Genomic DNA, 21055 nt, shown 5'->3' with positions numbered 1-21055 from the left:
ATGCCCCTTCTTTCCATTGGAAGCCCTGCCATGAAAACCACCGCCCACCACCCCGTCCGCCGCGCCACCGCCGCGCCGCGCAGCGCCAGGCCGATCGACGCCGACCCGGCGCCGCCCGCGGGCCCCCCCGAGCGTTGCTGGACCGCGCTGCTGGAGGCGGGACGCAACGGCACGCTGTGCGTCCGGCAGGGCGCGCAGGTCGCGGCCGTGCGAACGGCCGCGGGCTGCCTGCTGGTGCCGGCGGCCGGCGACACCGTGCTGTGCTTCGGCACGGCACCCGGCGACATCTGGGTGCTCTCGGTGCTGGAGCGCTGCGCCGGCACGCAGGAGCGCGTGCTCCGGTGCAGCGGCGACACGCGGCTCGTGGTGGAGGGCGGACAGCTCGCGCTCGAGGCCGATCAACTGCACCTGGCGTCGCACCGCCTGGGCGTGCGCGCCGCCACCGCCACCGTGTCGCTCGATTCGACCGAGTTCATCGGCGAACGGGTGCGCATGATCGCCGGCACGGTCAAGCTCGTGGGCAGCCTGCTGAGCACAGTGGTGGACCGCGTCAACCACTTCAGCCAGCACTACCTGCGCACGACCAAGGGGCTGGACCGCGTGAATGCGGCCCACATCGAATGCGATGCAACCGAGCTGCTGCACCTGCGCGGCGAGCATGCGCTGATCAACGGCGCCAAGCTGGTGAAGACGCGCGGCGCGCAAATCCACTTCGGCTGAGGCAGCACCATGTTCGCCAACTGCCAGATGATGGGAACGGACATGGGGTTTCCCGATGTCTGCATCACGCCCGCCGCGCCCTCGCCGATCCCGGTGCCTTATCCGAACATCGCGATGGGGCCGATGGCCATTCCGAACTGCCCGACGATCCTGTTCATGTGCACGCCGGCCCACAACCTCGGCACGGTCATTCCCATGACCAATGGCGACAACCCGGGCGTGCTGCTGGGCGTGGCGTCCGGCACGGTCATGGGACCCAGCCGCCATCTGACGGGCGCCTTCACGGTGCTGCTGAACAGCATGCCCGCCACGCGCCTGACCAGCACCTCGCTGCAGAACAGCACCAACTGCCCCGGCGTGCGCACGGTGCCGAGCCAGACGCTGGTGCTCCTGCTGGCGCCATGAGGTGCATGCAGTGCGCGCTTTGCCACCACCGCGCCGCAATGGCATACCTCTTCCGGCGAGATTGCCAACCCGCCCCCCGGAATGAATACTCCTTTGGACTTCGCCCGCGCACGCGCGGGCCGTGTTCGGGCGTAGCAGCCCCGGGGGCCTACTCATGATTCATATCGCTGTCATCACACGGCAAGGCGCCCCGGCAGGGCCGGCCATTGCCGCCGATTTCGGTCCCAGCGGGGGCACGATCGGGCGTGCCGACACCAACACGCTGGTGCTCGACGATCCCGATCGCACCGTCTCCCGCGTGCACGCGCAGGTGCTGTGCCGCGAGGGCCAGTACTTCGTCATCGACCGCGGCAGCAACGCGATGCAATGCAACGGCGTGTCGCTGGGCGCGGGCAAGGAAGCGGCGCTGACGGACGGCGCACGCCTCGTCATCGGCAGCTTCGAACTCTCGGTGCGCGTGATGGCGGCTGCGGCGCCATCGCCCGCGCCGGTCATTCCCAACACCGTGATGTCGGCACCGGCCGCTGCGCCTGCCAGCAACAGCGACGATCCGTTCGCTGACCTGCTTGCGGGGCTGGGGTCACCGGCGGCGCCCGCCCCGGCGCCTGCTGCGGCCCGTGCCGCCGCGCCCGCCGAGTCGCTGCTCTTCCCCGACCCGATGGCCGGCGGCTCGCGCAATGCGCAGGCCGACCAGGTCGACCCGTTCGCGAACCTGCTCGGCCCCACGCCGTCGGCCGCACCTTCTGCGGGGCTCGGCGCGCTCGACGATTTCTCCGACCTTGGCGCGCCGCCCGCACACGGCAAGGCGGCGAGCATCGACGACCTCTTCGGCGGCTCGCCGGGCGCCGGCGGGATCGGCGGCGATCCGCTCGCGCTGTCGCCGCTGGCCGATCCGCTGCTGCAGCCCAACACCGCGTCGGACGCCGACCCGATGGCCGCGTTCCAACGCCCCGCGCCCGCCACGCCGGTGCCGCGTTCCGATCATTTGCCGATCGACCAGTTCGGCTTCGAGCCGCCGAAGGCCATCACGCCGCCACCACCGCCACCGCCGCCGCCCCCTGCGCCCGCGCCAGCACCCGTGGCCTCGCTCGCGAAGTTCGACGACGTGACCGGCCAACCGATCCGCATCAGCGGGCCCGAGAACGCCGGCCGCGTGGCGGAGCCGCCACCGCCCCCGCCACCACCGCCTCCCGTGTACGTCGCGCCGCCCGCAACGCCGGCAGCCGCCTCGTCCCCGCGCACCGCCTCCGACGACGAACTGCTCGCTGCCTTCCTGCGCGGCCTGGCCAGCACGCACCAGCCGCCCGAGATGCTCACACCCGGGCTCATGGAGCGGATCGGCGCGATGTTGCGTACGTCCACCGAAGGCACGCTGCAGCTGCTGCTCACGCGCCAGGAGTTCAAGCGCGAGGTGCGCGCCGAGGTCACGATGATCGCGTCGCAGGCCAACAACCCGCTCAAGTTCTCGCCCACGGTCGAGGTCGCGCTGGCGCACCTGCTGGGCCCCGGCGTGCGCGGCTTCATGCCGCCCGAGGCCGCGATGCGCGACGCCTTCGACGACCTGCGTGCGCACCAGTTCGGCGTGATGGTGGGCATGCGCGCGGCGCTGGCCCATGTCATCGGGCGCTTCGAGCCGGCCGAGCTCGAGAAGAAGATCAGCGCGAAGACCGCGCTCGACGCGCTCTTTGCCGCCAACCGCAAGGCCAAGCTCTGGGACCAGTTCGTGGCGCTGTACGGCGGCATCGCGAGCGAGGCCGAGGACGACTTCCACAGCCTCTTCGGCAAGGCCTTCCTCGCGGCCTACGAAGAGCAGATGGCGCGCCTCAAGTCCGACACCTGAAGAAAACCAGAACAACCCCCAGCACACGCGAGGCACCCCGCTTGGAAATCGAAATCGTCACGCTCTCCCGGCAGGGCGGCCGCACCTACAACGAGGACGTGCACGGCCACTGGCACGACGAGCGCTACGTCGCCTGCCTGGTGGCCGACGGCGCGGGCGGCCACGGCGGCGGCGACGTGGCGGCGGCCACGGTGCGTGCCAGCATGCTCGGCGGTTTCTCGGCCTTGCCCTCGCTGGACGAGGCGGCGCTGCGCTCGCTGGTCGAACGCGCCAACCTCGATGTGGTGGCGCGCCAGGCCGAAGGCGGCAAGCTCGCCGGCATGCGCTCCACGGTGGTGTTCGCGGTGATCGACCTGGAGCGCGAAGCGCTGGCCTGGGTCCACAGCGGCGACAGCCGCGCCTACCTGTTCCGCGGCGGCGCCATCGTGGCGCGCACCACCGACCACAGCCTGGTGCAGCAGATGGTCGCGGGCGGCATGCTCGACGAAGAGGGCGCGCGCCTGCATCCGCAGCGCAACATGCTGCTGTCGGCACTGGGCTCGATCGAGGAGGCGCCCGACATCGCAGTGTCCGACCGCATGCGCCTGCTGCCCGGCGACGTGCTGCTGCTGTGCAGCGACGGCGTGTGGGAGCCGCTGGGCGACGAGTGCCTGGTCGACACGCTGCATGCCTCGCGCACGCCCAGCCAGTGGACCGAGCTGCTCGACGCGCAGATCAAGGCGAACGCCAAGCCGGGCCACGATAACTACACGGCGCTCACGCTGTGGGTGATCGAGGACCAGGATGACGACATGACGCGGCTGCTGCCCGAAAGCGTTGCGTCGACGGACCCCTGAGCACGGCCTGCCTCGCGACGAGGCGGTGTCATCCAATCCTTCAAGCAAAACGCCCATCCGATGGATGGGCGTTTTGCCTGGGGCGCTGAGGCTGTTCAGCTGTACTTGCTGGCCTTCTTCTTGACTTTCTTCAGCGCGCTGCGCAGCAACGCGGGCATGTCTTCCCGGTTCGGCAGGTTGCTGTAGTTGTCGATGTTCTGCTCTTCGCAGCTGTTGGCACAGCCGTTGTTCAGCAGGTCGAGCGCATAGCGCGTCTTGCTGATCGTGCTGGACGCACCGGGCTCGCGGAACGGATCGAAGATGCCGTCCGGCAGGACCTTGCGGCCGCGCGCGATCGCCTGTTCCTGGAAGTGCGTGATGTGCTTCTGCGTGACCGGCCCGTAGTAGCCGTCCACGACGATCACTTCGTTCCAGTTGGGGGGCGGGTCGAAGTCGTGGTTGAAGCCGAGCAGCTCGTAGTAGAAGATCTTGAACAGGGCCTGCACCAGCATCACGTCTTCACGCGTGTTGGAGCCGATCCGTCCGACCGACCAATCGGAGTTGTAGGTGGTGTGCAGCTTGCCGCTGCTGCCGACGAGTGTGGTGCTGAATGCCATGGCATTGCTCCGGTGAGGACGTGCAGGGACCGGCCCCGGCACCGTGGGGTGCCAAGGGCGGACTGGGCTGGCGAGTCCGTCGCCCGTCAGCGGGTTTCGGTGGTGGCCACGTTCCAGCCGAACTTCACTTCGCCGCCGCCGGCGCCCTTGTCGTCCTGGCCCTTGTAGGCGAACTCGATGTCCTTGAAGCTGCAGGCCACCTGCTCGTGCACGTCGCCGCCCTGCGCGCCGCCGGGGCCCACGGCGGAGATGAAGACTTCCTTGAGCGTGACCTTCAGGTACTCCTGCTGGCCTTCGCCCGACTTGCGGCAGGTCATGACCATGTCCTTGAAGTGCTTGCCGCTCACGCAGTTCTTGGCGAGCACGGGGGAGGCCTTGTCGTAGGTGTGCGTGAAATTGAATTCACCCGGCGTGGCCTTGCCCTTGCCCGAACCGCCGCCAGAGCCCGCGCCCGATGCATTGCTCACGTTCCAGGACCACGACGAAATCTCGATCTCGTCCTTGTGGTCCTTGTGCGAGGACTCGCCCTTGACGCCGTCGAGCTTGATGTGAAAGTCAGATGACATGTTCCTACTCCTTGGAACCCGATTGCACTCGGGCGGTTGATGATCGAAACGAAAAAAATGGCTGCCGGCGGGGAGAGAAAAGTTCCGATGCCCGGCAGCTACTCATAGAACGAAACGGAACCCGGAATTCAAGAAGAATCCGCAGATTTTTTTCAACCGGCCCCCTTGGCCGTCGGCAGCTTGGACACCAGCCGCAGCGAGACCGTGAGGCCTTCGAGCTGGTAGTGCGGGCGCAGGAAGAACTTGGACGTGTAGTAGCCCGGGTTGCCTTCCACTTCTTCCACGATCACCTCGGCGGCGGCCAGCGGCTTCTGGGCCTTGGTGGTTTCCGACGAGTTGGCGGGGTCGCCGTCCACGTAATTCATGATCCACTTGTTGAGCCAGCGCTGCATGTCCTCGCGCTCCTTGAAGCTGCCGACCTTGTCGCGCACGATGCACTTCAGGTAGTGCGCAAAGCGGTTGCAGGCAAACAGGTACGGCAGGCGCGCCGCCAGGTTGGCGTTGGCCGTGGCGTCGGGGTCGTCGTACTCGGCCGGCTTGTTCAGCGACTGGGCACCGATGAAGGCGGCGAAGTCGGAGTTCTTGCGGTGGATCATCGACAGCAGGCCGGCTTTCGACAGCTCGGCCTCGCGCCGGTCGCTGATGGCGATTTCGGTGGGGCACTTCTGGTCCACGCCGCCGTCGTCGCTGGGGAAGGTGTGCAGCGGCAGGTTTTCGACCGCGCCGCCCGACTCGATGCCGCGGATGCGCGAACCCCAGCCGTACAGCTTGTACGAGCGGTTGATGTTGGTCGCCATCGCATAGGCGGCGTTGGCCCAGGCGTACTTGCTGTGGTCGGCGCCGGCGGTGTCTTCCTCGAAGTCGAACTCTTCCACCGGGTTGGTGTTGGCGCCGTAGGGCGTGCGCGCCAAAAAGCGCGGCATGCACATGCCCAGGTACTTGGAGTCGTCCGACTCGCGCAGCGAGCGCCAGCCGGCGTACTCGGGCGTGGAGAAAATCTTGGTCAGGTCGCGCGGGTTGGCCAGCTCCTGCCACGACTCCATCTGCATGAGGTTGGGGCTGGCGCCGGTGATGAAGGGCGCGTGCGCCGAGGCGGCGATCTTGGCCATCTCGCCGAGCATCTCGACGTCGGGCGGGCTCTGGTCGAAGTGGTAGTCGCCCACCAGCGCGCCGAATGGCTCGCCGCCGAACTGGCCGTACTCTTCCTCGTAGATTTTCTTGAACATCGGGCTCTGGTCCCAGGCCGCGCCCTTGAACTTCTTGAGGTTCTTGGCCAGCTCGACCTTCGAGATGTCCATCACCCGGATCTTCAGGTTCTCGTCGGTCTCGGTGTTGTTCACCATGTAGTGCAGGCCGCGCCACGCACTCTCGAGCTTCTGGTAGTCGGGGTGGTGGATGATCTTGTTCACCTGGTCGGTGAGCTTGGCGTCGATCGCGGCGATCATGGCCTGGATCGACTTGGTCACGTCCTTGCCGATGACGGTGCTGTTGCTCAGCGCCTGCTGCGCCAGCGTGAGCACGGCGGCTTCGACGGCGCTCTTGGCTTCGTCGCTGCGCGGTTTGAATTCTTTTTGCAGCAGCGACGAAAAGTCGCTTCCCGCATACGCAACGTCTTTGAGTGCGCTCTGCTCGAGTGCGTCGGCCATGATGGTTTCTCCTCGTGTACCGGTGTGTGTCTGTCAGGGAATCTGAACGGGCTCAGGCGGCGGCTTCGCCGTCTTCGGGCTTCTTGCTGGCGGCCAGCGTCTGCAGCAGGGCCGGGTCTTCGAGCACCTTGGCCAGCAGGTCTTCGGCGCCGCCCTTGCCGTCCATGTAGGTCACGAGGTTCGACAGCTGCGTGCGCGCTTCGAGCAGCTTGTTGAGCGCGCCCACCTTGCGGGCCACGGCGGCGGGCGAAAAATCGTCCATGCTGTCGAAGGTGAGCTCGACCTTGAGGTCGCCCTCGCCGGTGAGCGAGTTCTCCACGGCGAAGGCGGCGCGCGGCTTCATGGCCTTCATGCGGGCGTCGAAGTTGTCGACGTCGAACTCCAGGAACTTGCGATCGACCACAGGCGCGAGCGGGTCGGCGGGCTTGCCCGACAGGTCGGCCAGCACGCCCATCACGAAGGGCAGCTGGACCTTTTTCTCCGCGCCGTACAGCTCGACGTCGTATTCGATCTGGACCCGGGGCGCGCGGTTGCGTGCGATGAATTTCTGACTGCTCTTGGCCATGGCGATGCTCCTTGCGGGAATGAAGGGGAACGGGTGGAAACGGGGTCGGTCATTCGGACTGGCGTTTGCCCGTCACGGTCTCGATGGTGTCCATCGCGCCGGGCGCGAGGTTGGCCATGATGTCGAGGAAGCTCACGCCGATGAGCTTCTTGGCGCGTTCGATCAGGAGCGGCGCGGGGTTGCCGGGCTCGGCCTGTTCGAGGTAGCGGATGACGCGGTCGAGCATCTGCACCGCGTCCTGGCGGTTCTGGATCTCGCCGCGTGCCGCGGCTGGGCGGGCCGCGTTGCCGGACGGTGCTTCGCCGTCTGCGGTTGCGCCTTCATCGGTCGATGCTTCCGGTGCGCCGGCTGCCGCGGTGCAGGCCTTGGCGACCGTGCGCGACACGGTGCGCAGCGTGCCGAGGTCTACCGCATCGGTGCGGCCGGTGCGCTCACCCAGCAGCTTCTGCAGGCGGTCGAGCAGCGCGGGAAGACCGATGGCGGCCTGCAGTTGCTCGGGGTTCGCCGCGTGCAGGGCCTCGAGCCCGCCATGCACCTGCGCGGGCGAATAGGAGGCGTCGCCGCCGACGGCATTGAGCACGCCGTGTGCAATGGCAATGTCGCGCACGCGGATCGGGCCCACGCCGGGCGCGTTGCCCACCACGGCGTCGTACAGGTCGCGCGGCACCATGCTGTCGTCGCCGAGCGGCGCGAGCGCGTTCAGGCGCATGGTGGGGTCGTTGTCGTCGTCCGCATCCAGCTTTGGATGTATGCCGTCCCAGAAGGTGTCGAGCAGCGAGGTGAGCAATTGCAGGCCGGTGGCGAAGCCGACGGTGCCTTGCAGGCGCGTGGCGCCGCGCAACAGCAGCACGGCGGCGCGCACGTCCTTGCTGCGGCGCAGCTGCGCGTCGGCACGTTCGGCCACGTCGCGCCAGTCGGGTTCGACAGCGGGGATCACGGTGTCGCCGAACTGCTGTTCGGCCTTGCCCTGCGCCGCAGCGGTGAGGGCCATGAAGTCCGCGTCGTACTCCAGGTCGTCCCCGCAAGGCGAGGCCTCGCCGATGGGCGTGAGCAGTGCGTCGACGAGTTGTGGAGTCAGCATGTTGCCTGTTCGAGTTCGCTGGTGATAATCAAAGATGCGTCAGGACCGGTCAATGCAACGAAGGGAATAGCATGCGCACGTTGGGTACACACCATTCGTCCTATGAGGGCCTTCTTGCTGCTGCATCGCGGCGCCGAATCGCAGCCCTTGGCCTTGCTGCAGCGGGTCTTTGGCTGACAGGCTGCGCGAGCAAACCGGTGGTCACGCCGGTGTCGATCACGCTCACGGCCGCGGCCGATGCCAACCCCGACGCGCGCGGCCGTGCTTCGCCGCTCACGGTGCGCGTCTACGCGCTCAAGACGCCGGGGCCCTTCGAAGGCGCCGACTTCTTCTCGCTGTTCGAGAAAGACCAGGCCACGCTTGGCGCCGAACTGGTGCAGCGCGAAGAAATGCTGCTGCGCCCCGGCGAGAGCAAAAAGCTCGACCTCACCCTGCCGGCCGATGCCAAGGCGATCGGCGTGATGGCCGCGTTTCGCGACCTCGACCGCGCGCGCTGGCGCGAGGTGCGCGCGGTCACGCCGGGCCAGGCGCAGGTGCTCCACGTGACCTTCGGCGCGCGGCAGATCCGCGTGGACGCGGCCAAGTAACTTCAGCGTCTGTGCGCGCTGACCACGTTCAGCGCGCCACGGTTTCCAGCGAGATGAGATCGGCGATCAGTCGCTCGCTGTTCTTGCTGGCCGCCAGCGCCTCGCGCAGGCGCAGCAGGTAGGCCGAGGCCATCTCGTACGGCGGGCGGTTGGAGGTCTCGCTGAACGGCATCGGCGCCGACAGCACAGTGATCATCACGTTGCCGAACGGCGGACTCACGAGCCAGCTCGACGGAATGTCGCGCCCCAGCTCCAGCGACTCGCCCGCGCGCAACCGCGTCGGGGCCGGCCCGGTGTTCAGGTGCATCACGGAGCCGTCGGCGGTGAAGTAGTCGACCCAGATGTAGCTCTCGTGGTGCGGCGCCACCACCTGCACGCGCACCGCATCGCCCTCGCGCAACCGGCCGTCGCTGTCGGCCGAGGGGGCGGTCACGCTCAGCCCGTGTTTCTTCTCGCGGTTGCGGGCCTGCGAGGGCTTGAGGATGGCGAACACCTCGCAGTGCGGCCACACGCGCAGCCCGATGTTGAAGTGGGGCGCGCGCACGCCGGGAATGGCCGCCACGTCGTCCGCCACTTTCAGCAGGTCGTCGCGCTGCGAGACAAAACCGGTCACGCGCGGACGGCCGTCGGCATCGATCGACGCCTCGAGGTCGGCGCAGGCGTAGCTGGCGAGCTGCTGGTCGATGCGCTGCGTGAGCGCGGTGTCGGCCGCCGGCGGGCCGGCCTGCCAGAGCCACAGCAGGACGAGCGAGGGCAGCAACACCGCAAGCGTGGCGGCGGTGCGCCGCAGGGTGCGGTCGCGCCGACGTCGGCGCAGGGTGGCCAGGCCGCGCGGGTCATGCGGCTGCGGCGTGACGCGCTCCTGCGCGAGGCCCTCGAGTTCAGGCAGGCGCGGCTGCAGCTGCCGGCCGTGCAGGTCCTTCAGCTTGCCCAGCTCGCCTTCGTCGCCCGACTCGAAGTAGTACTGGCCCTTGAAGCCGTGCGCCAGCGCGTGCCAGTAGACCTCGCGCACTTCGTGATCGTGCGCGCCGAGGGCCGAGAGGTGGTGGAAGAACTCGCTGTGTGCGTTGTTGGAGTTGAACAGCTGCACCTGCAGCGGCGCGGCGCCGTCCACCGCATCGGGGTGGCGCCCCAGGATCTCGTCGAGCCACGCGACCATGGCGAAGGCGGCCGATTCGATCTGCGTGGCGCTGGCGCCTGCGTCACGGGCGTCGGCGCGCGCAATGTCGAGCAGCCGCAAGGCCTCGCGCTGGGCGTCGTCATGGGGGAGGGTGGGGCGGCCGGCGGCAATCGATGCATCCAGGCCGAGACCGAAGGCAATGAAGGGCGAGAAGCAGTCGAGCAGGCGGGCCATGAGGGATGCCCGCTTCTCAAGCGTGCATTGCGAAGCATGCCGTGCACCGGCGCCTGCAGCGATCGCACATGCCCATGTCCCCGGTGGTTCGAGTAGGCGTTCATTTTTTCAACGCGCCGAACGGGCCGCCATACCGCTTGGGGTCTATGCCGTTGGTAGGGCGCAGCGGCCTTGTGGGACGGGACAATCGCCGTTATCTTCGCAGTCGCAGAAGAATCCAATGCACATTGCCGTTGGGACACTGGGGTATGCCATGAAAATTCTGATCGCCGACGACCACCGGCTCGTCATCGAGGCGGTCAAAGCCAAGTTGTCGGAGCTGGGCACCGGCATCGAGTTCGTCCTGGCGCTGAGCGTCGACGAGCTGCTTGCCGGCGCCACCGACGATCTCGACCTGGCCCTGATCGACCTCAACATGCCCGGCGCGGACGGGCAGGCCCACATCGACGAAATCCGGCGACGACATCCGGCCGTGCCCGTGATCGTGCTGTCGGGCTACGAAGACCCGTCCATCATGCGCAGCGCGCTCGAACGCGGCGTGCTCGGTTTCATTCCCAAGGCCTATTCCCCCGAAGTCATGCTGTCGGCGGTGCGTCTCGTGCTGGCGGGCGGCGTGTATGTGCCGCCGATGATGCTCACGGCGCTGCCGCCTGGCATCGTGGCCGGCGTGTCGCCGCCGTCTTCGGCAGGGGGCGAGCCCTTTGCGCGCGGCGGCAATGGCGGCGGCACCCAGACCCTCGAACACCTGCGCAACGTGCTGACCGAGCGGCAGGTCGAGGTGCTGCAGCTGCTGTCGCAAGGCAAACCGAACAAGCTGATCGGGCGCAGCCTGGGCATCAGCGAAGGCACGGTGAAGATCCACCTCGCAGCAATCTTTCGGGCGCTCAACGTGCGCAACCGCACCGAGGCGGTGGTGGCGGCGCAGGCGCTGACGGAAGCGCAGCAGGCCTGAGGGCTCAGTCGGCCGTAGGCGATGCCGGCCGGCGCATGAAGCCGCGCGAGGGCACGATCCATTCGACAACGTGATCCGTTTCGACGGCGACGTTCACTGCGTCGCCCGTGAACAGCATGCGCTCTTCGGCCAGCAGGAAACCCTGCGCACCCAACACGTGGAGCGTGGCGCCGCCAAGGTCCAGGGACTGCGGCGCCGAGTCAGCCGACAACTCCCATCGCACCGGCCCGGGCGCCGCCGCTCGCAGCGCGGCCTCGTGCGCCGCATCGCCGGGCACGCGATTGATCAGCGCCCAGCCCTCGGTGCCGCCGACGAGAAAACTGTTGAAGCCGCTGTCGTGCACGACGCGCAGCACGCGCGCGGACAGCGGCGTGACGAGGCCCGCTTCGAGCGCATAGCGACCGCCGCCCTGGCCGTCGGGGTCCAGGTGACCGATCTCGTCGTAGGCGGGTTCTTCCATGTTCACCGGCCGACGGCCCGCGGGGCCATCGGCCAGCCGCGGCATCGTCAGCGGGATGCGGCGCAGCGCGTGCGCATGCGCCATGAAGTCGTCGACGTTGGCGAAGGTGCCCAGGTGCTCGAGCACGCGCCGCGTCACGTTCATCAGCTTGAGGCCGCGCGCGGGGCTGACCGCGTCGGCGGGCTTCAGCCACATATGTTCGACGGTCTCGCGGCCGTCGGGGCGCACGTCCTGGCCGGCGGGCATGGCGGCGGCGAAGAAGCGCGTGTCGAAGCGGCGCGGCATGCCGGGCGGGGTCAGCCAGTGGCTGAAGTAGGCGACGCGATCGACGGCCAGGCACCAGCGGCGGGCCGCGCACAGTGCGAGCAAGGCGTCGGTGCTGCGCTCGGCGGCGGCGCGCATGGCGTCGAGTTCGCCCGAGGTGAGCGTGAGCAGCTCGACCGGGCGGCCCTGCGCATCGTTCGCGAGCAGCAGGCCGGCCTCTTCGAAGCATTCGCGGATGGCGGCGGCATGGAAGTCGAGCCCGCCTTCGGGCAGGCCCAGGCGCGCGCTCGCGGCGGCATCGTCCAGGCCGGCACACAGCGGGTGCAGCAGCCGGTCGTGCGCATCGACCATGCCGCCCGGAAAGACGCTGGCGCCGCTGTTCTGGTCGTTGGCTTTTTCGGCCCGCCGCAGCATCAGCACCTCAAGGCCGTCGGGGCCGTCGCGCAGCACGACCAGCGTGGCGGCGGTGCGGATGGGGCGAGGGGCGGCGGGCGGGGGCGTCGTGGAAGTCATGGGCGCCTATTTTGCGGCCGGGGGAGAATGCGTGCCTCGCGCATCCACCATCCACTTCGCTCCCCGGGAGCCGCCTGTTTTGGACACTCTTCGCACCGATCTTTCCCGCTTCGACGCCGCCATCGTCGACCTCGACGGCACCATGGTCGACACGCTCGGCGACTTTGCCGAAGCCCTGAACCGCATGCTGCGCGACCTCGACCTGCCGCCGGTGCCGCCCGCCGCCATCGAGCACATGGTGGGCAAGGGCTCGGAGCACCTGATCCTGTCGGCGCTGGCGCATGTGGGCGCGCCGGCCCCGGCGGCGGTGTTCGATCGCGCCTGGGAGCGCTACCAGCACCACTATCTGGAGATCAACGGCCGCCATTCGGCCGCGTACCCCGGCGTGGTCGAGGGCCTGAAGGCGCTGCGTGCGCGCGGGCTGCGGCTGGCCTGCCTCACGAACAAGCCGACGGCGTTCGCCAAGCCGCTGCTGGCAGCAAAGGGGCTCGACGGTTTCTTCGAGCAGGTGTTCGGCGGCGACGCCTTCGAGCGCAAGAAGCCCGATCCGCTGCCGCTGCTGAAGACCTGCGAGGCGCTGGGCACGGTGCCGTCGCGCACGCTGATGGTCGGCGACTCGAGCAACGACGCGCGCGCCGCGCGCGCTGCCGGCTGCCCCGTGGTGCTCGTCACCTACGGCTACAACCACGGCGAGCCGGTGCGCGGCGTGGATGCGGACGGGTTCGTGGATTCGCTGGCCGACCTCGCGGCGGCCTGACGGGCTGCCTGCTTACTGCTTTCCGAGCAGCGCGTCCTTGAGCTTCCAGTCGGCCGGGTTCGGGCCGAGCCAGATGCGCATCAGCGCATTGAAGAACGCCACTTCCTTCACCGGATCGGGCTGCGGCACGCCGCGCACCGTGATCAGCGTGCCCGTGCCGGGCAGCCAGTCGATGGTGAAGGTGTCGCCGGCCTTGAGCTGCTTCTGGTCCGCGAACATCTGGCCCATGCGCAGCAGGCCGGGAATCAGGTTGACCATCTCGCTCTTGGGCGAGTTGTCTTCCACGCCCTTCACGAAGAGCTTGCCGAGCTCGTTGGCGTCGATGTCGCGCAGCATCGTGATCGCCACGCGTTTGGGGCCCGGCACGGCCAGCGCTTCCTCGGTGGTCGAGGCCTTCTTGCCCAGGTACAGGCCGGCCGTGTAGACCTTGATGATGGTCTTGTAGCGGATGCCTGCGCCGTTCAGCACCAGCGGGGCGCCGCGCAGGTCCATCTGGTCTTCGAGCTTGACGCCGGCCACGTCGACCTGCGCCGCAAAGGTGCCGCCACAGAGCACGGCGGAAAGAAAAACGAGCGCCGCGAGGCGGGAGAACACGGCCGGGAGCGGGAGGGCGAACAAGTGAGTCTCCTTGAATTTGCGAACGGTCGTGCGAATGTATCTTTTCGTTTTATCCCGCAGGGCCCGGGGGAACCCTGAAGCCTGCGGTTGCACAAGGCGCCGTTTTCGTGGGCTAAACTCGGCGCTCCATGTTCGTTCATCACATCATTCAAACAGGTGAAGGCAGCCGGGGAGCCTGGCCCTGGCGTCGCCATACATCGCTGACTGTTTGATTGCACGGCGCACGCCGTGCGCCCGCGGTTCCGGATCGACGCATCGATTCCGGGCCACCAGTGAATGACCTTGCCACCGGCCAAAGGAGCGCCGGCAGGCAACTGGAGAACGATCCGTGATCACCGAACTTGAATTCAAGAGCCTCAGCGCCCAGGGCTACAACCGCATCCCGCTGATGGCCGAGGCCTTTGCCGACCTCGAAACCCCGCTTTCCCTGTACCTCAAGCTCGCCCATTCGCAGGGCGGCGGCAAGCACAGCTTCCTGCTCGAATCGGTCGTCGGTGGCGAGCGCTTCGGGCGCTACAGCTTCATCGGCTTGCCGGCGCGCACCTTGCTGCGTGCCTCAGGCTTCGGCGACGAGGCCGTCACCGAAGTGGTGACCGATGGCCAGGTCGTCGAGACCGCCAAGGGCAACCCGCTGGACTTCGTGGCCGACTACCAGAAGCGATTCAAGGTCGCGCTGCGGCCTGGCCTGCCGCGCTTCTGCGGCGGCCTGGCCGGCTACTTCGGCTACGACACCGTGCGCCACATCGAGCGCAAGCTCGAAAAAAGCTGCCCGCCCGACACGCTGGGCTGCCCCGACATCCTGCTGCTGCAGTGCGAAGAACTAGCGGTCATCGACAACCTGTCGGGCAAGCTCTACCTCATCGTCTACGCCGACCCGAAGCAGCCCGAGGCCTATGCCGTGGGCAAGCGCCGCCTGCGCGAGCTGAAGGACAAGCTCAAGTACTCGGTGAGCGCGCCCGTCGTGAAGCCCACGCAGGCGCATCCGCCCGAGCGCAGCTTTGCCAAGGCCGACTACATCGCGGCCGTGGAGCGCGCGAAAGAGATGATTGCCGCCGGCGACTTCATGCAGGTGCAGGTGGGCCAGCGCATCAGCAAGCGCTACACCGAGTCGCCGCTGTCGCTGTACCGCGCGCTGCGTTCGCTGAACCCGTCGCCCTACATGTACTACTACAACCTGGGCGATTTCCACGTGGTGGGCGCCTCGCCCGAGATCCTGGTGCGCCAGGAGAACACGGGCGACGGCGAGCAGAAGATCACCATCCGCCCGCTGGCCGGCACGCGCCCGCGTGGCGCGTCGATCGAACTCGACAAGGCCGCCGAGGTGGAGCTCATCAACGACCCGAAGGAGCGCGCCGAGCACGTGATGCTGATTGACCTCGCGCGCAACGACATCGGCCGCATCGCCAAGACCGGCACCGTGAAGGTGACCGAGGCCTTCGCGGTGGAACGCTACAGCCACGTGATGCACATCGTGAGCAACGTCGAAGGCACGCTGAAGGACGGCATGACCGCCATCGACGTGCTCAAGGCCACGTTCCCCGCCGGCACGCTGACCGGCGCGCCGAAGGTGCACGCGATGGAACTCATCGACCAGCTGGAGCCCACCAAGCGCGGTCTCTACGGCGGCGCCTGCGGCTACATCAGCTATGCGGGCGACATGGACGTGGCGATTGCGATCCGCACCGGCATCGTGAAAGACCAGATGCTGCACGTGCAGGCCGCGGCCGGCGTGGTCGCCGACTCGGTGCCCGAGCTGGAGTGGAAAGAAACAGAAGCCAAGGCGCGCGCACTCCTGCGTGCCGCCGAACTGGTCGAGGAAGGCCTGGAATGAGCAACGCACCCGACATTCAGAACGACTTCTCGCACGAGATCATCGGCGCCGCCGTCGAAGTGCAGCGTGTGCTCGGCACGGGGCTCGACGAAGGCGCCTACGCCGCGGCGCTGGCCATCGAACTCGCCGAGCGCGAGATCGGCTTCACGCGCGACGTGGCGCTGTCGGCCAGCTACAAGGGTCGCTCGCTGGGCGATGTTTACCGCGCAGGCTTCGTGATCGAGCAGTCGGTCATCGTCGAACTCAAGGCGGTCGATGTGCTGACCGACCTGCATCGCGCGCAGGTGCTGGCCGCATTGCGCCTGTCGGGCCTCAAGCTGGGCCTTCTCATCAACTTCAACGTGTTCCCTGTCGTGAAGGGCGTGCACCGGATTGTGAGCAAGCCATGAAACTGCTGATGATCGACAACTACGATTCGTTTACCTACAACATCGTCCAGTACTTCGGCGAGCTGGGGGCGGATGTGCAGGTGCATCGCAACGACGAGATCACGGTGGCGCAGATCGGCGAGCTGATCGCTTCGGGCGTGACGCGGCTGGTGGTGTCGCCCGGACCGTGTTCGCCGGCCGAGGCAGGCGTGTCGGTGGCGGCCATCGAGGCCTTCGCGGGCAAGCTGCCGATTCTTGGCGTGTGCCTGGGCCACCAGGCGATCGGCGCGGCCTTCGGCGGCAAGATCGTGCGCGCGCAGCAGCTCATGCACGGCAAGACCAGCGAGATCACGACCACGCAAGAGGGCGTGTTCGCGGGCCTGCCGCAGAAGTTCATCGTCAACCGGTACCACTCGCTCTCGATCGAGCGCGAGAGCTGCCCGAAGGCGCTGGCTGTCACCGCCTGGACCGACGACGGCGAGATCATGGGCGTGCGGCACACCGGCTTTGCGCACGACGTGCGCATCGAAGGCGTGCAGTTCCATCCCGAATCGATCCTCACAGAACATGGCCACGCCATGCTCAAGAACTTCCTGGACTGATCACCATGACCGACCGCTCCTCCCTCGTCGACCTGCGCAGCGACACCGTCACGCAGCCCACGCCCGCGATGCGCGAGGCCATGGCGGCCGCACCGCTGGGCGACGACGTCTTCAGCGCCGACCCGAGCGTGAACGCGCTGCAGGAAAAGATCGCCGCACTGCTGGGCTTCGAGGCGGCGCTGTTCGTGCCGACCGGCACGCAGAGCAACCTGTGCGCGATCCTGTCGCACTGCGGCCGCGGCGACGAGTACATCGTCGGCCAGCAGGCGCATGCGTACCGCTGGGAAGGCGGCGGCGCTGCGGTGTTCGGCAGCGTGCAGCCGCAGCCACTCGACCATGCGCCCGACGGCACGCTGCCGCTCGCGCAGATCGAGGCGGCCATCAAGCCCGACGACGCGCACTTCGCGCGCACGAAGCTGCTGGCGCTGGAAAACACGCTGGGCGGAAAGCTGCTGCCCTTCGACTATGTGCAGGCCGCCACCGATCTGACGAAGAGCAAGGGGCTGCAGCGGCACCTCGATGGCGCGCGGCTCTTCAATGCCGCCACCGCGCAGGCGGCACAGAACAAGCGAACCGACATCCGCGCCGAAGCCCGCCGTATCGCGCAGTGCTTCGACAGTGTGTCGGTGTGCTTCAGCAAGGGCCTGGGCGCACCCATCGGCTCGGCGCTGGTCGGCTCGCGTGACTTCATTGCGCGCGCGCACCGCATCCGCAAGATGGCGGGCGGCGGCATGCGGCAGGCGGGCCTGTTGGCGGCTGCGGCCTCGCATGCGCTCGACCACCACATCGATCGCCTGTCCGATGACCATGCGCTGGCGCAACGGCTCGCACAGGGGCTCGAAGGCATCGAAGGGCTGACCGTCGAGGCGCCGCACACGAACATCGTGTTCGTCGACCTCACGGGCGCGGCGCAGGCGCGTTCTTCGGAGCTGCTCGCTAGCCTCAACCAGCAGGGCATCCTTGCGACCGGGCTGTACCGCCTGCGCTTCGTGACGCACCTGGATGTCGATGCCGCAGGCGTCGACCGCGCTGTCGCGGCGATCCGCGGCTTCTTCAAGGCCTGAGAAGGTGTGAACGAACCCGCCATGTCCGCTCATCCCGCCCAGGCACTCCCCCTCTGCGTTGCAAATGCTCGCCATAGCCCGAGCTATGGCTGCGCTTTGCGCCTTGAGGGGGCGCGCCTGGGCGGGCTGCTCGGCCACGCCGGATTCATTCACACCTTCTGAAGCCTGCCGATACGCACACACCGAGGAGACTCTTCATGATCACCCCCCAGGAAGCGCTGCAGCGCACCATCGAACACCGCGAAGTCTTCCACGACGAGATGCTGCACATCGTGCGGCTCATCATGAGCGGCGAGTGTTCGCCCGTGATGATGGCCGCGCTGATCACCGGCCTGCGCGTCAAGAAGGAAACCATCGGCGAGATCACCGCAGCCGCAGAGGTGATGCGCGAGGTGTCGACCAAGGTGCCCGTGGCCGACACCACGAACCTCGTGGACATCGTCGGCACCGGCGGCGACGGCTCGCACACCTTCAACATCTCGACCTGCTCGATGTTCGTGGCGGCCGCGGCCGGCGCCAAGGTCAGCAAGCATGGGGGGCGCAGCGTGTCGAGCAAGTCGGGCAGTGCAGACGTGCTGGAGTCGCTGGGCGTCAACATCAACCTCAAGCCCGAGCAGATCGCGCAGTGCATCGCGCAGGTCGGCATCGGCTTCATGTTCGCGCCGAACCACCACCCCGCGATGAAGAACGTCGCGCCGGTGCGCAAGGAACTCGGCATCAAGACGATCTTCAACATCCTCGGCCCGCTGACCAACCCGGCCGGCGCACCGAACATCCTGATGGGCGTGTTCCACCCCGACCTCGTCGGCATCCAGGTGCGTGCGCTGCAACGCCTTGGCGCCGAGCATGCGCTGGTGGTTTACGGCCGCGACGGCATGGATGAGATCTCGCTGGGCGCGTCCACCATGATCGGCGAGCTCAAGGACGGCGAAATCCGCGAGTACGAGCTGCACCCGGAAGACTTCGGCTTCCAGATGGCGAGCAACCGTTCGCTGCGCGTCGAGACGCCCGAGCAGTCGAAGACCATGCTCATGGGCGTGCTGGACAACCAGGCCGGCCCGGCGCTGGACATCGTGCTCCTCAACGCAGGCGCGGCGCTGTACGCGGCCAACGTGGTCGACTCGGTGCTGGCGGGCGTGGAGCGTGCGCGCCAGGCCATCGCATCCGGTGCGGCCAGGGCCAAGCTCGATGAGCTGGTCAAGGCCTCCACCTCCTTCTGAGAATCAGGCCGTCGTGCCACCGAAAGCAGAGCAAGCCATGTCAGACATTCTCGACAAGATCGTCGCCGTCAAACGCCAGGAAGTCGCCGCCGCACTGAAGCGCGCCCCGCTCGAGGCCGTGCGCTTCGACGCCGAAAGCCGCGTGCTCACGCGCGACTTCGAAGCTGCGCTGCGCGCCAAGATCGCGGCCGGCCAGGCGGCGGTGATCGCCGAGGTCAAGAAGGCCAGCCCGAGCAAGGGCGTGCTGCGCGAAGACTTCATTCCGGCCGACATCGCGCAAAGCTATGCAGAGGGCGACGGCGTGGTCAGCGCGGCCTGCCTCTCGGTGCTGACCGACAAGCAGTTCTTCCAGGGCGGCGTCGACTACCTGAAGCAGGCGCGCGCCTCGTGCGACCTGCCGGTGCTGCGCAAGGATTTCATCATCGACGCCTACCAGGTGTACGAGTCGCGCGCGATGGGTGCCGACGCGATCCTGCTGATCGCCGCCTGCCTCGACGACGCGCAGATGAAGGACTACGAAGCCATCGCGCGCGGACTGGGCATGGCGGTGCTGGTCGAGGTGCACGACGCGGCCGAACTCGAGCGCGCGCTGAAGCTCAAGACGGCGCTCATCGGCGTCAACAACCGCAACCTGCGCACCTTCGAGGTGTCGATCCAGGCGACGATCGATTTGCTGCCCAAGCTGCCGGCGGATCGCCTGCCGGTGACTGAATCGGGCATTGCCACGCGCGAGGACGTCGCTGCGCTGCGCGCCGCGGGCGTCAATGCCTTCCTGGTCGGCGAGGCCTTCATGCGCGCCAAGGAACCCGGCGAGGCCCTCGCTGCGTTGTTCAAATGACGCGGCCGGATCAGCTGTCGAGCAGCGATCCTGCCGACTGGCCGGTGGCGCCGGGCTGGCAGCCGCTGGTCGACGAGTTCTTTGCCGGAGCGGTCGGCCAGAAGCTGCAGGGTTTTCTGCGCGAACGCCTCGACGCCGGGGCGGTGATCTTTCCGCCGCAGCCGCTGCGGGCGCTCGAACTCACGCCGCCGGAAGACGTGCGGGTCGTGATCCTGGGCCAGGACCCGTACCACGGGCGAGGGCAGGCCGAGGGGCTGGCCTTCTCGGTGGCGTCGGGCGTGGCCCTGCCACCGTCGCTGCGCAACATCTTCAAGGAACTCCAGCGCGACCTGGGCACGCCGCCGCCGGCGTTTCCGAACCCGGGCGGCAGCCTCGTGAAATGGGCGACGCACGGCGTGCTGCTGCTCAACACCTGTCTCACGGTCGAAGAAGCCCAGCCGGCCAGCCATGCAGGCCGCGGCTGGGAGGTGCTCACGGACGCCGTGATTCGCCATGTGGCGCAGGGCGAACGGCCTGTTGTTTTTATGCTATGGGGCTCGCACGCGCAGAGTAAGCGCGCGTTGATCGATGTTGGGCGCCATAAGGTGCTGATGTCGAATCATCCCTCGCCGCTTTCGGCGCTCCGGCCGCCGGTTCCGTTCATCGGCTGCGGCCATTTTGGCCAAGCCCGTGCATGGCGTGAGTCGCAGCAGTCGGGAGGCTCCGAACTTCGCTCATAATCAGAGGCTTCACACCTCGAGCAGGTTTCCACGCTTCATCTTTTGCTGGGAATCCTGTGTAGTCACAAAATCGTGCTATATTTCGAGGTTCGCCGGAGAGGTGGCCGAGTGGTTAATGGCAGCAGACTGTAAATCTGCCCTCTTACGAGTACGCTGGTTCGAATCCAGCCCTCTCCACCAGCGATGAATTTGGTTTCTAAGAGCGATTGGATCTAGCGCTTTGGGTGCCTTGAAGTGCCCCCGATGCGGGAGTAGTTCAATGGTAGAACCCCAGCCTTCCAAGCTGATGACGCGGGTTCGATTCCCGTCTCCCGCTCCAGAGACCCGGTTCGGCGCCGGAAGCGATTTGGTTAGAACAAAAGCCCTTTTGGCTCAGTGGTAGAGCACTCCCTTGGTAAGGGAGAGGTCGCGGGTCCGATTCCCGCAAAGGGCACCAGTTTTCTGGGGTTGCAACGACAGGCTTGCGACCCATCTGCATGCGTTGAAATCGTTTTTTTCGGAGTCGAAAAATGGCAAAAGGTAAATTCACCCGCACCAAGCCGCACGTGAACGTGGGCACGATCGGTCACGTTGACCACGGCAAGACGACGCTGACGGCTGCGATCGCAACCGTTCTGTCGGCCAAGTTCGGCGGCGAAGCCAAGGCTTACGAC

23 protein-coding genes and 3 tRNA genes are annotated in these 21055 nt (G+C 67.4%); 18 read left to right on the top strand and 8 right to left on the bottom strand.

The genetic code is table 11. The features are described 5' to 3' along the window. Positions 1–30 precede the first annotated feature (30 nt). The 4 genes from AAG801_RS13845 to AAG801_RS13830 all read left to right on the top strand — a co-directional run bounded on the left by AAG801_RS13845 (position 31) and on the right by AAG801_RS13830 (position 3801). On the top strand, positions 31–720 hold the full coding sequence (locus tag AAG801_RS13845) for a DUF3540 domain-containing protein (RefSeq protein ID WP_180838813.1): 690 nt from the start codon (positions 31–33) through the stop codon (positions 718–720). A gap of 9 nt (positions 721–729) precedes the next feature. Continuing rightward, entirely contained in the window at positions 730–1125 is a 396-nt protein-coding gene (locus tag AAG801_RS13840; protein ID WP_056584565.1) for a DUF4150 domain-containing protein, read from the top strand. Between the two features lie 154 nt (positions 1126–1279). Further along, positions 1280–2965 carry a type VI secretion system-associated FHA domain protein TagH gene (gene tagH / locus AAG801_RS13835; protein ID WP_341888888.1) on the top strand — a complete coding sequence of 562 codons (1686 nt, stop codon included), beginning with the start codon at positions 1280–1282 and terminating at the stop codon, positions 2963–2965. A 41-nt stretch (positions 2966–3006) separates the two neighbouring features. Continuing rightward, positions 3007–3801, top strand: coding sequence for a PP2C family serine/threonine-protein phosphatase (locus tag AAG801_RS13830; RefSeq protein WP_341888887.1), 795 nt, complete (start codon positions 3007–3009; stop codon positions 3799–3801). Positions 3802–3896: 95 nt separating this feature from the next. Here the strand turns inward: AAG801_RS13830 and AAG801_RS13825 are convergent, their stop codons facing one another. The 5 genes from AAG801_RS13825 to AAG801_RS13805 form a co-directional block, all read right to left on the bottom strand. After that, entirely contained in the window at positions 3897–4397 is a 501-nt protein-coding gene (locus tag AAG801_RS13825; RefSeq protein ID WP_341888886.1) for a peptidoglycan-binding domain-containing protein, read from the bottom strand. Positions 4398–4483: 86 nt separating this feature from the next. Next, on the bottom strand, positions 4484–4963 hold the full coding sequence (locus tag AAG801_RS13820; protein ID WP_101488416.1) for a type VI secretion system tube protein Hcp: 480 nt from the start codon (positions 4961–4963) through the stop codon (positions 4484–4486). Positions 4964–5115: 152 nt separating this feature from the next. Beyond that, positions 5116–6609 (bottom strand): type VI secretion system contractile sheath large subunit, encoded by a 1494-nt coding sequence (gene tssC, locus AAG801_RS13815; protein ID WP_192194731.1) that lies wholly within the window; start codon positions 6607–6609, stop codon positions 5116–5118. 52 nt (positions 6610–6661) lie between these two features. After that, positions 6662–7174 carry a type VI secretion system contractile sheath small subunit gene (tssB, locus tag AAG801_RS13810; protein WP_101488418.1) on the bottom strand — a complete coding sequence of 171 codons (513 nt, stop codon included), beginning with the start codon at positions 7172–7174 and terminating at the stop codon, positions 6662–6664. A gap of 49 nt (positions 7175–7223) precedes the next feature. Beyond that, positions 7224–8255 carry a type VI secretion system ImpA family N-terminal domain-containing protein gene (locus AAG801_RS13805; protein WP_341888885.1) on the bottom strand — a complete coding sequence of 344 codons (1032 nt, stop codon included), beginning with the start codon at positions 8253–8255 and terminating at the stop codon, positions 7224–7226. Positions 8256–8326: 71 nt separating this feature from the next. On the opposite strand from AAG801_RS13805, the gene tssJ reads away from it, so the two are divergent. Next, positions 8327–8842, top strand: coding sequence for a type VI secretion system lipoprotein TssJ (gene tssJ, locus AAG801_RS13800; protein WP_341888884.1), 516 nt, complete (start codon positions 8327–8329; stop codon positions 8840–8842). Positions 8843–8870: 28 nt separating this feature from the next. On the opposite strand, the gene AAG801_RS13795 is transcribed toward tssJ, so the two are convergent. Further along, on the bottom strand, positions 8871–10196 hold the full coding sequence (locus AAG801_RS13795; protein ID WP_341888883.1) for a DotU family type IV/VI secretion system protein: 1326 nt from the start codon (positions 10194–10196) through the stop codon (positions 8871–8873). Between the two features lie 253 nt (positions 10197–10449). Here AAG801_RS13795 and AAG801_RS13790 point away from each other — a divergent pair, with 253 nt between their 5' ends. After that, complete coding sequence (locus tag AAG801_RS13790; RefSeq protein WP_341888882.1) at positions 10450–11148, top strand: response regulator transcription factor; 699 nt, start codon at positions 10450–10452, stop codon at positions 11146–11148. Positions 11149–11152: 4 nt separating this feature from the next. On the opposite strand, the gene AAG801_RS13785 is transcribed toward AAG801_RS13790, so the two are convergent. After that, entirely contained in the window at positions 11153–12385 is a 1233-nt protein-coding gene (locus tag AAG801_RS13785; protein WP_341888881.1) for an NUDIX domain-containing protein, read from the bottom strand. A 79-nt stretch (positions 12386–12464) separates the two neighbouring features. Between AAG801_RS13785 and AAG801_RS13780 the strand changes: the two genes are divergently transcribed. Continuing rightward, positions 12465–13142 carry a phosphoglycolate phosphatase gene (locus AAG801_RS13780; RefSeq protein ID WP_341888880.1) on the top strand — a complete coding sequence of 226 codons (678 nt, stop codon included), beginning with the start codon at positions 12465–12467 and terminating at the stop codon, positions 13140–13142. A 12-nt stretch (positions 13143–13154) separates the two neighbouring features. Here the strand turns inward: AAG801_RS13780 and AAG801_RS13775 are convergent, their stop codons facing one another. Further along, on the bottom strand, positions 13155–13760 hold the full coding sequence (locus tag AAG801_RS13775; protein WP_341888879.1) for a chalcone isomerase family protein: 606 nt from the start codon (positions 13758–13760) through the stop codon (positions 13155–13157). A 328-nt stretch (positions 13761–14088) separates the two neighbouring features. Between AAG801_RS13775 and trpE the strand changes: the two genes are divergently transcribed. From trpE to AAG801_RS13720, 11 genes are all read left to right on the top strand, one after another. Further along, on the top strand, positions 14089–15591 hold the full coding sequence (gene trpE, locus AAG801_RS13770; protein ID WP_099794846.1) for an anthranilate synthase component I: 1503 nt from the start codon (positions 14089–14091) through the stop codon (positions 15589–15591). Continuing rightward, entirely contained in the window at positions 15588–15980 is a 393-nt protein-coding gene (locus AAG801_RS13765) for a GxxExxY protein (RefSeq protein ID WP_056584604.1), read from the top strand. Before trpE ends, AAG801_RS13765 begins: the two co-directional genes overlap by 4 nt. Beyond that, positions 15977–16561 carry an aminodeoxychorismate/anthranilate synthase component II gene (locus AAG801_RS13760; protein WP_099794847.1) on the top strand — a complete coding sequence of 195 codons (585 nt, stop codon included), beginning with the start codon at positions 15977–15979 and terminating at the stop codon, positions 16559–16561. The genes AAG801_RS13765 and AAG801_RS13760 overlap by 4 nt, the downstream gene beginning before the upstream one ends. Positions 16562–16566: 5 nt before the next feature. Beyond that, positions 16567–17625 carry a low-specificity L-threonine aldolase gene (gene ltaE, locus AAG801_RS13755; protein ID WP_341888878.1) on the top strand — a complete coding sequence of 353 codons (1059 nt, stop codon included), beginning with the start codon at positions 16567–16569 and terminating at the stop codon, positions 17623–17625. 197 nt (positions 17626–17822) lie between these two features. Then, on the top strand, positions 17823–18845 hold the full coding sequence (gene trpD, locus AAG801_RS13750) for an anthranilate phosphoribosyltransferase (RefSeq protein WP_341888877.1): 1023 nt from the start codon (positions 17823–17825) through the stop codon (positions 18843–18845). Between the two features lie 37 nt (positions 18846–18882). After that, positions 18883–19683, top strand: coding sequence for an indole-3-glycerol phosphate synthase TrpC (gene trpC / locus AAG801_RS13745; RefSeq protein ID WP_341888876.1), 801 nt, complete (start codon positions 18883–18885; stop codon positions 19681–19683). Then, positions 19680–20402 (top strand): uracil-DNA glycosylase, encoded by a 723-nt coding sequence (locus tag AAG801_RS13740; RefSeq protein WP_341888875.1) that lies wholly within the window; start codon positions 19680–19682, stop codon positions 20400–20402. Before trpC ends, AAG801_RS13740 begins: the two co-directional genes overlap by 4 nt. 94 nt (positions 20403–20496) lie before the next feature. Further along, positions 20497–20582, top strand: a tRNA-Tyr gene (locus AAG801_RS13735). A 65-nt stretch (positions 20583–20647) separates the two neighbouring features. Next, positions 20648–20721 (top strand) — tRNA-Gly (locus AAG801_RS13730). 42 nt (positions 20722–20763) lie between these two features. Next, positions 20764–20838: transfer RNA gene (locus tag AAG801_RS13725), tRNA-Thr, on the top strand. A gap of 73 nt (positions 20839–20911) precedes the next feature. After that, positions 20912–21055, top strand: a 144-nt coding sequence (locus AAG801_RS13720; RefSeq protein WP_341888899.1) for a GTP-binding protein, incomplete at its 3' end; no start/stop codon positions are given.

Source organism: Variovorax sp. YR752 (assembly GCF_943372545.1).
The sequence above is the reverse complement of the archived record's forward strand: the minus strand, read 5'-3'. Positions and strand labels throughout refer to the sequence as shown.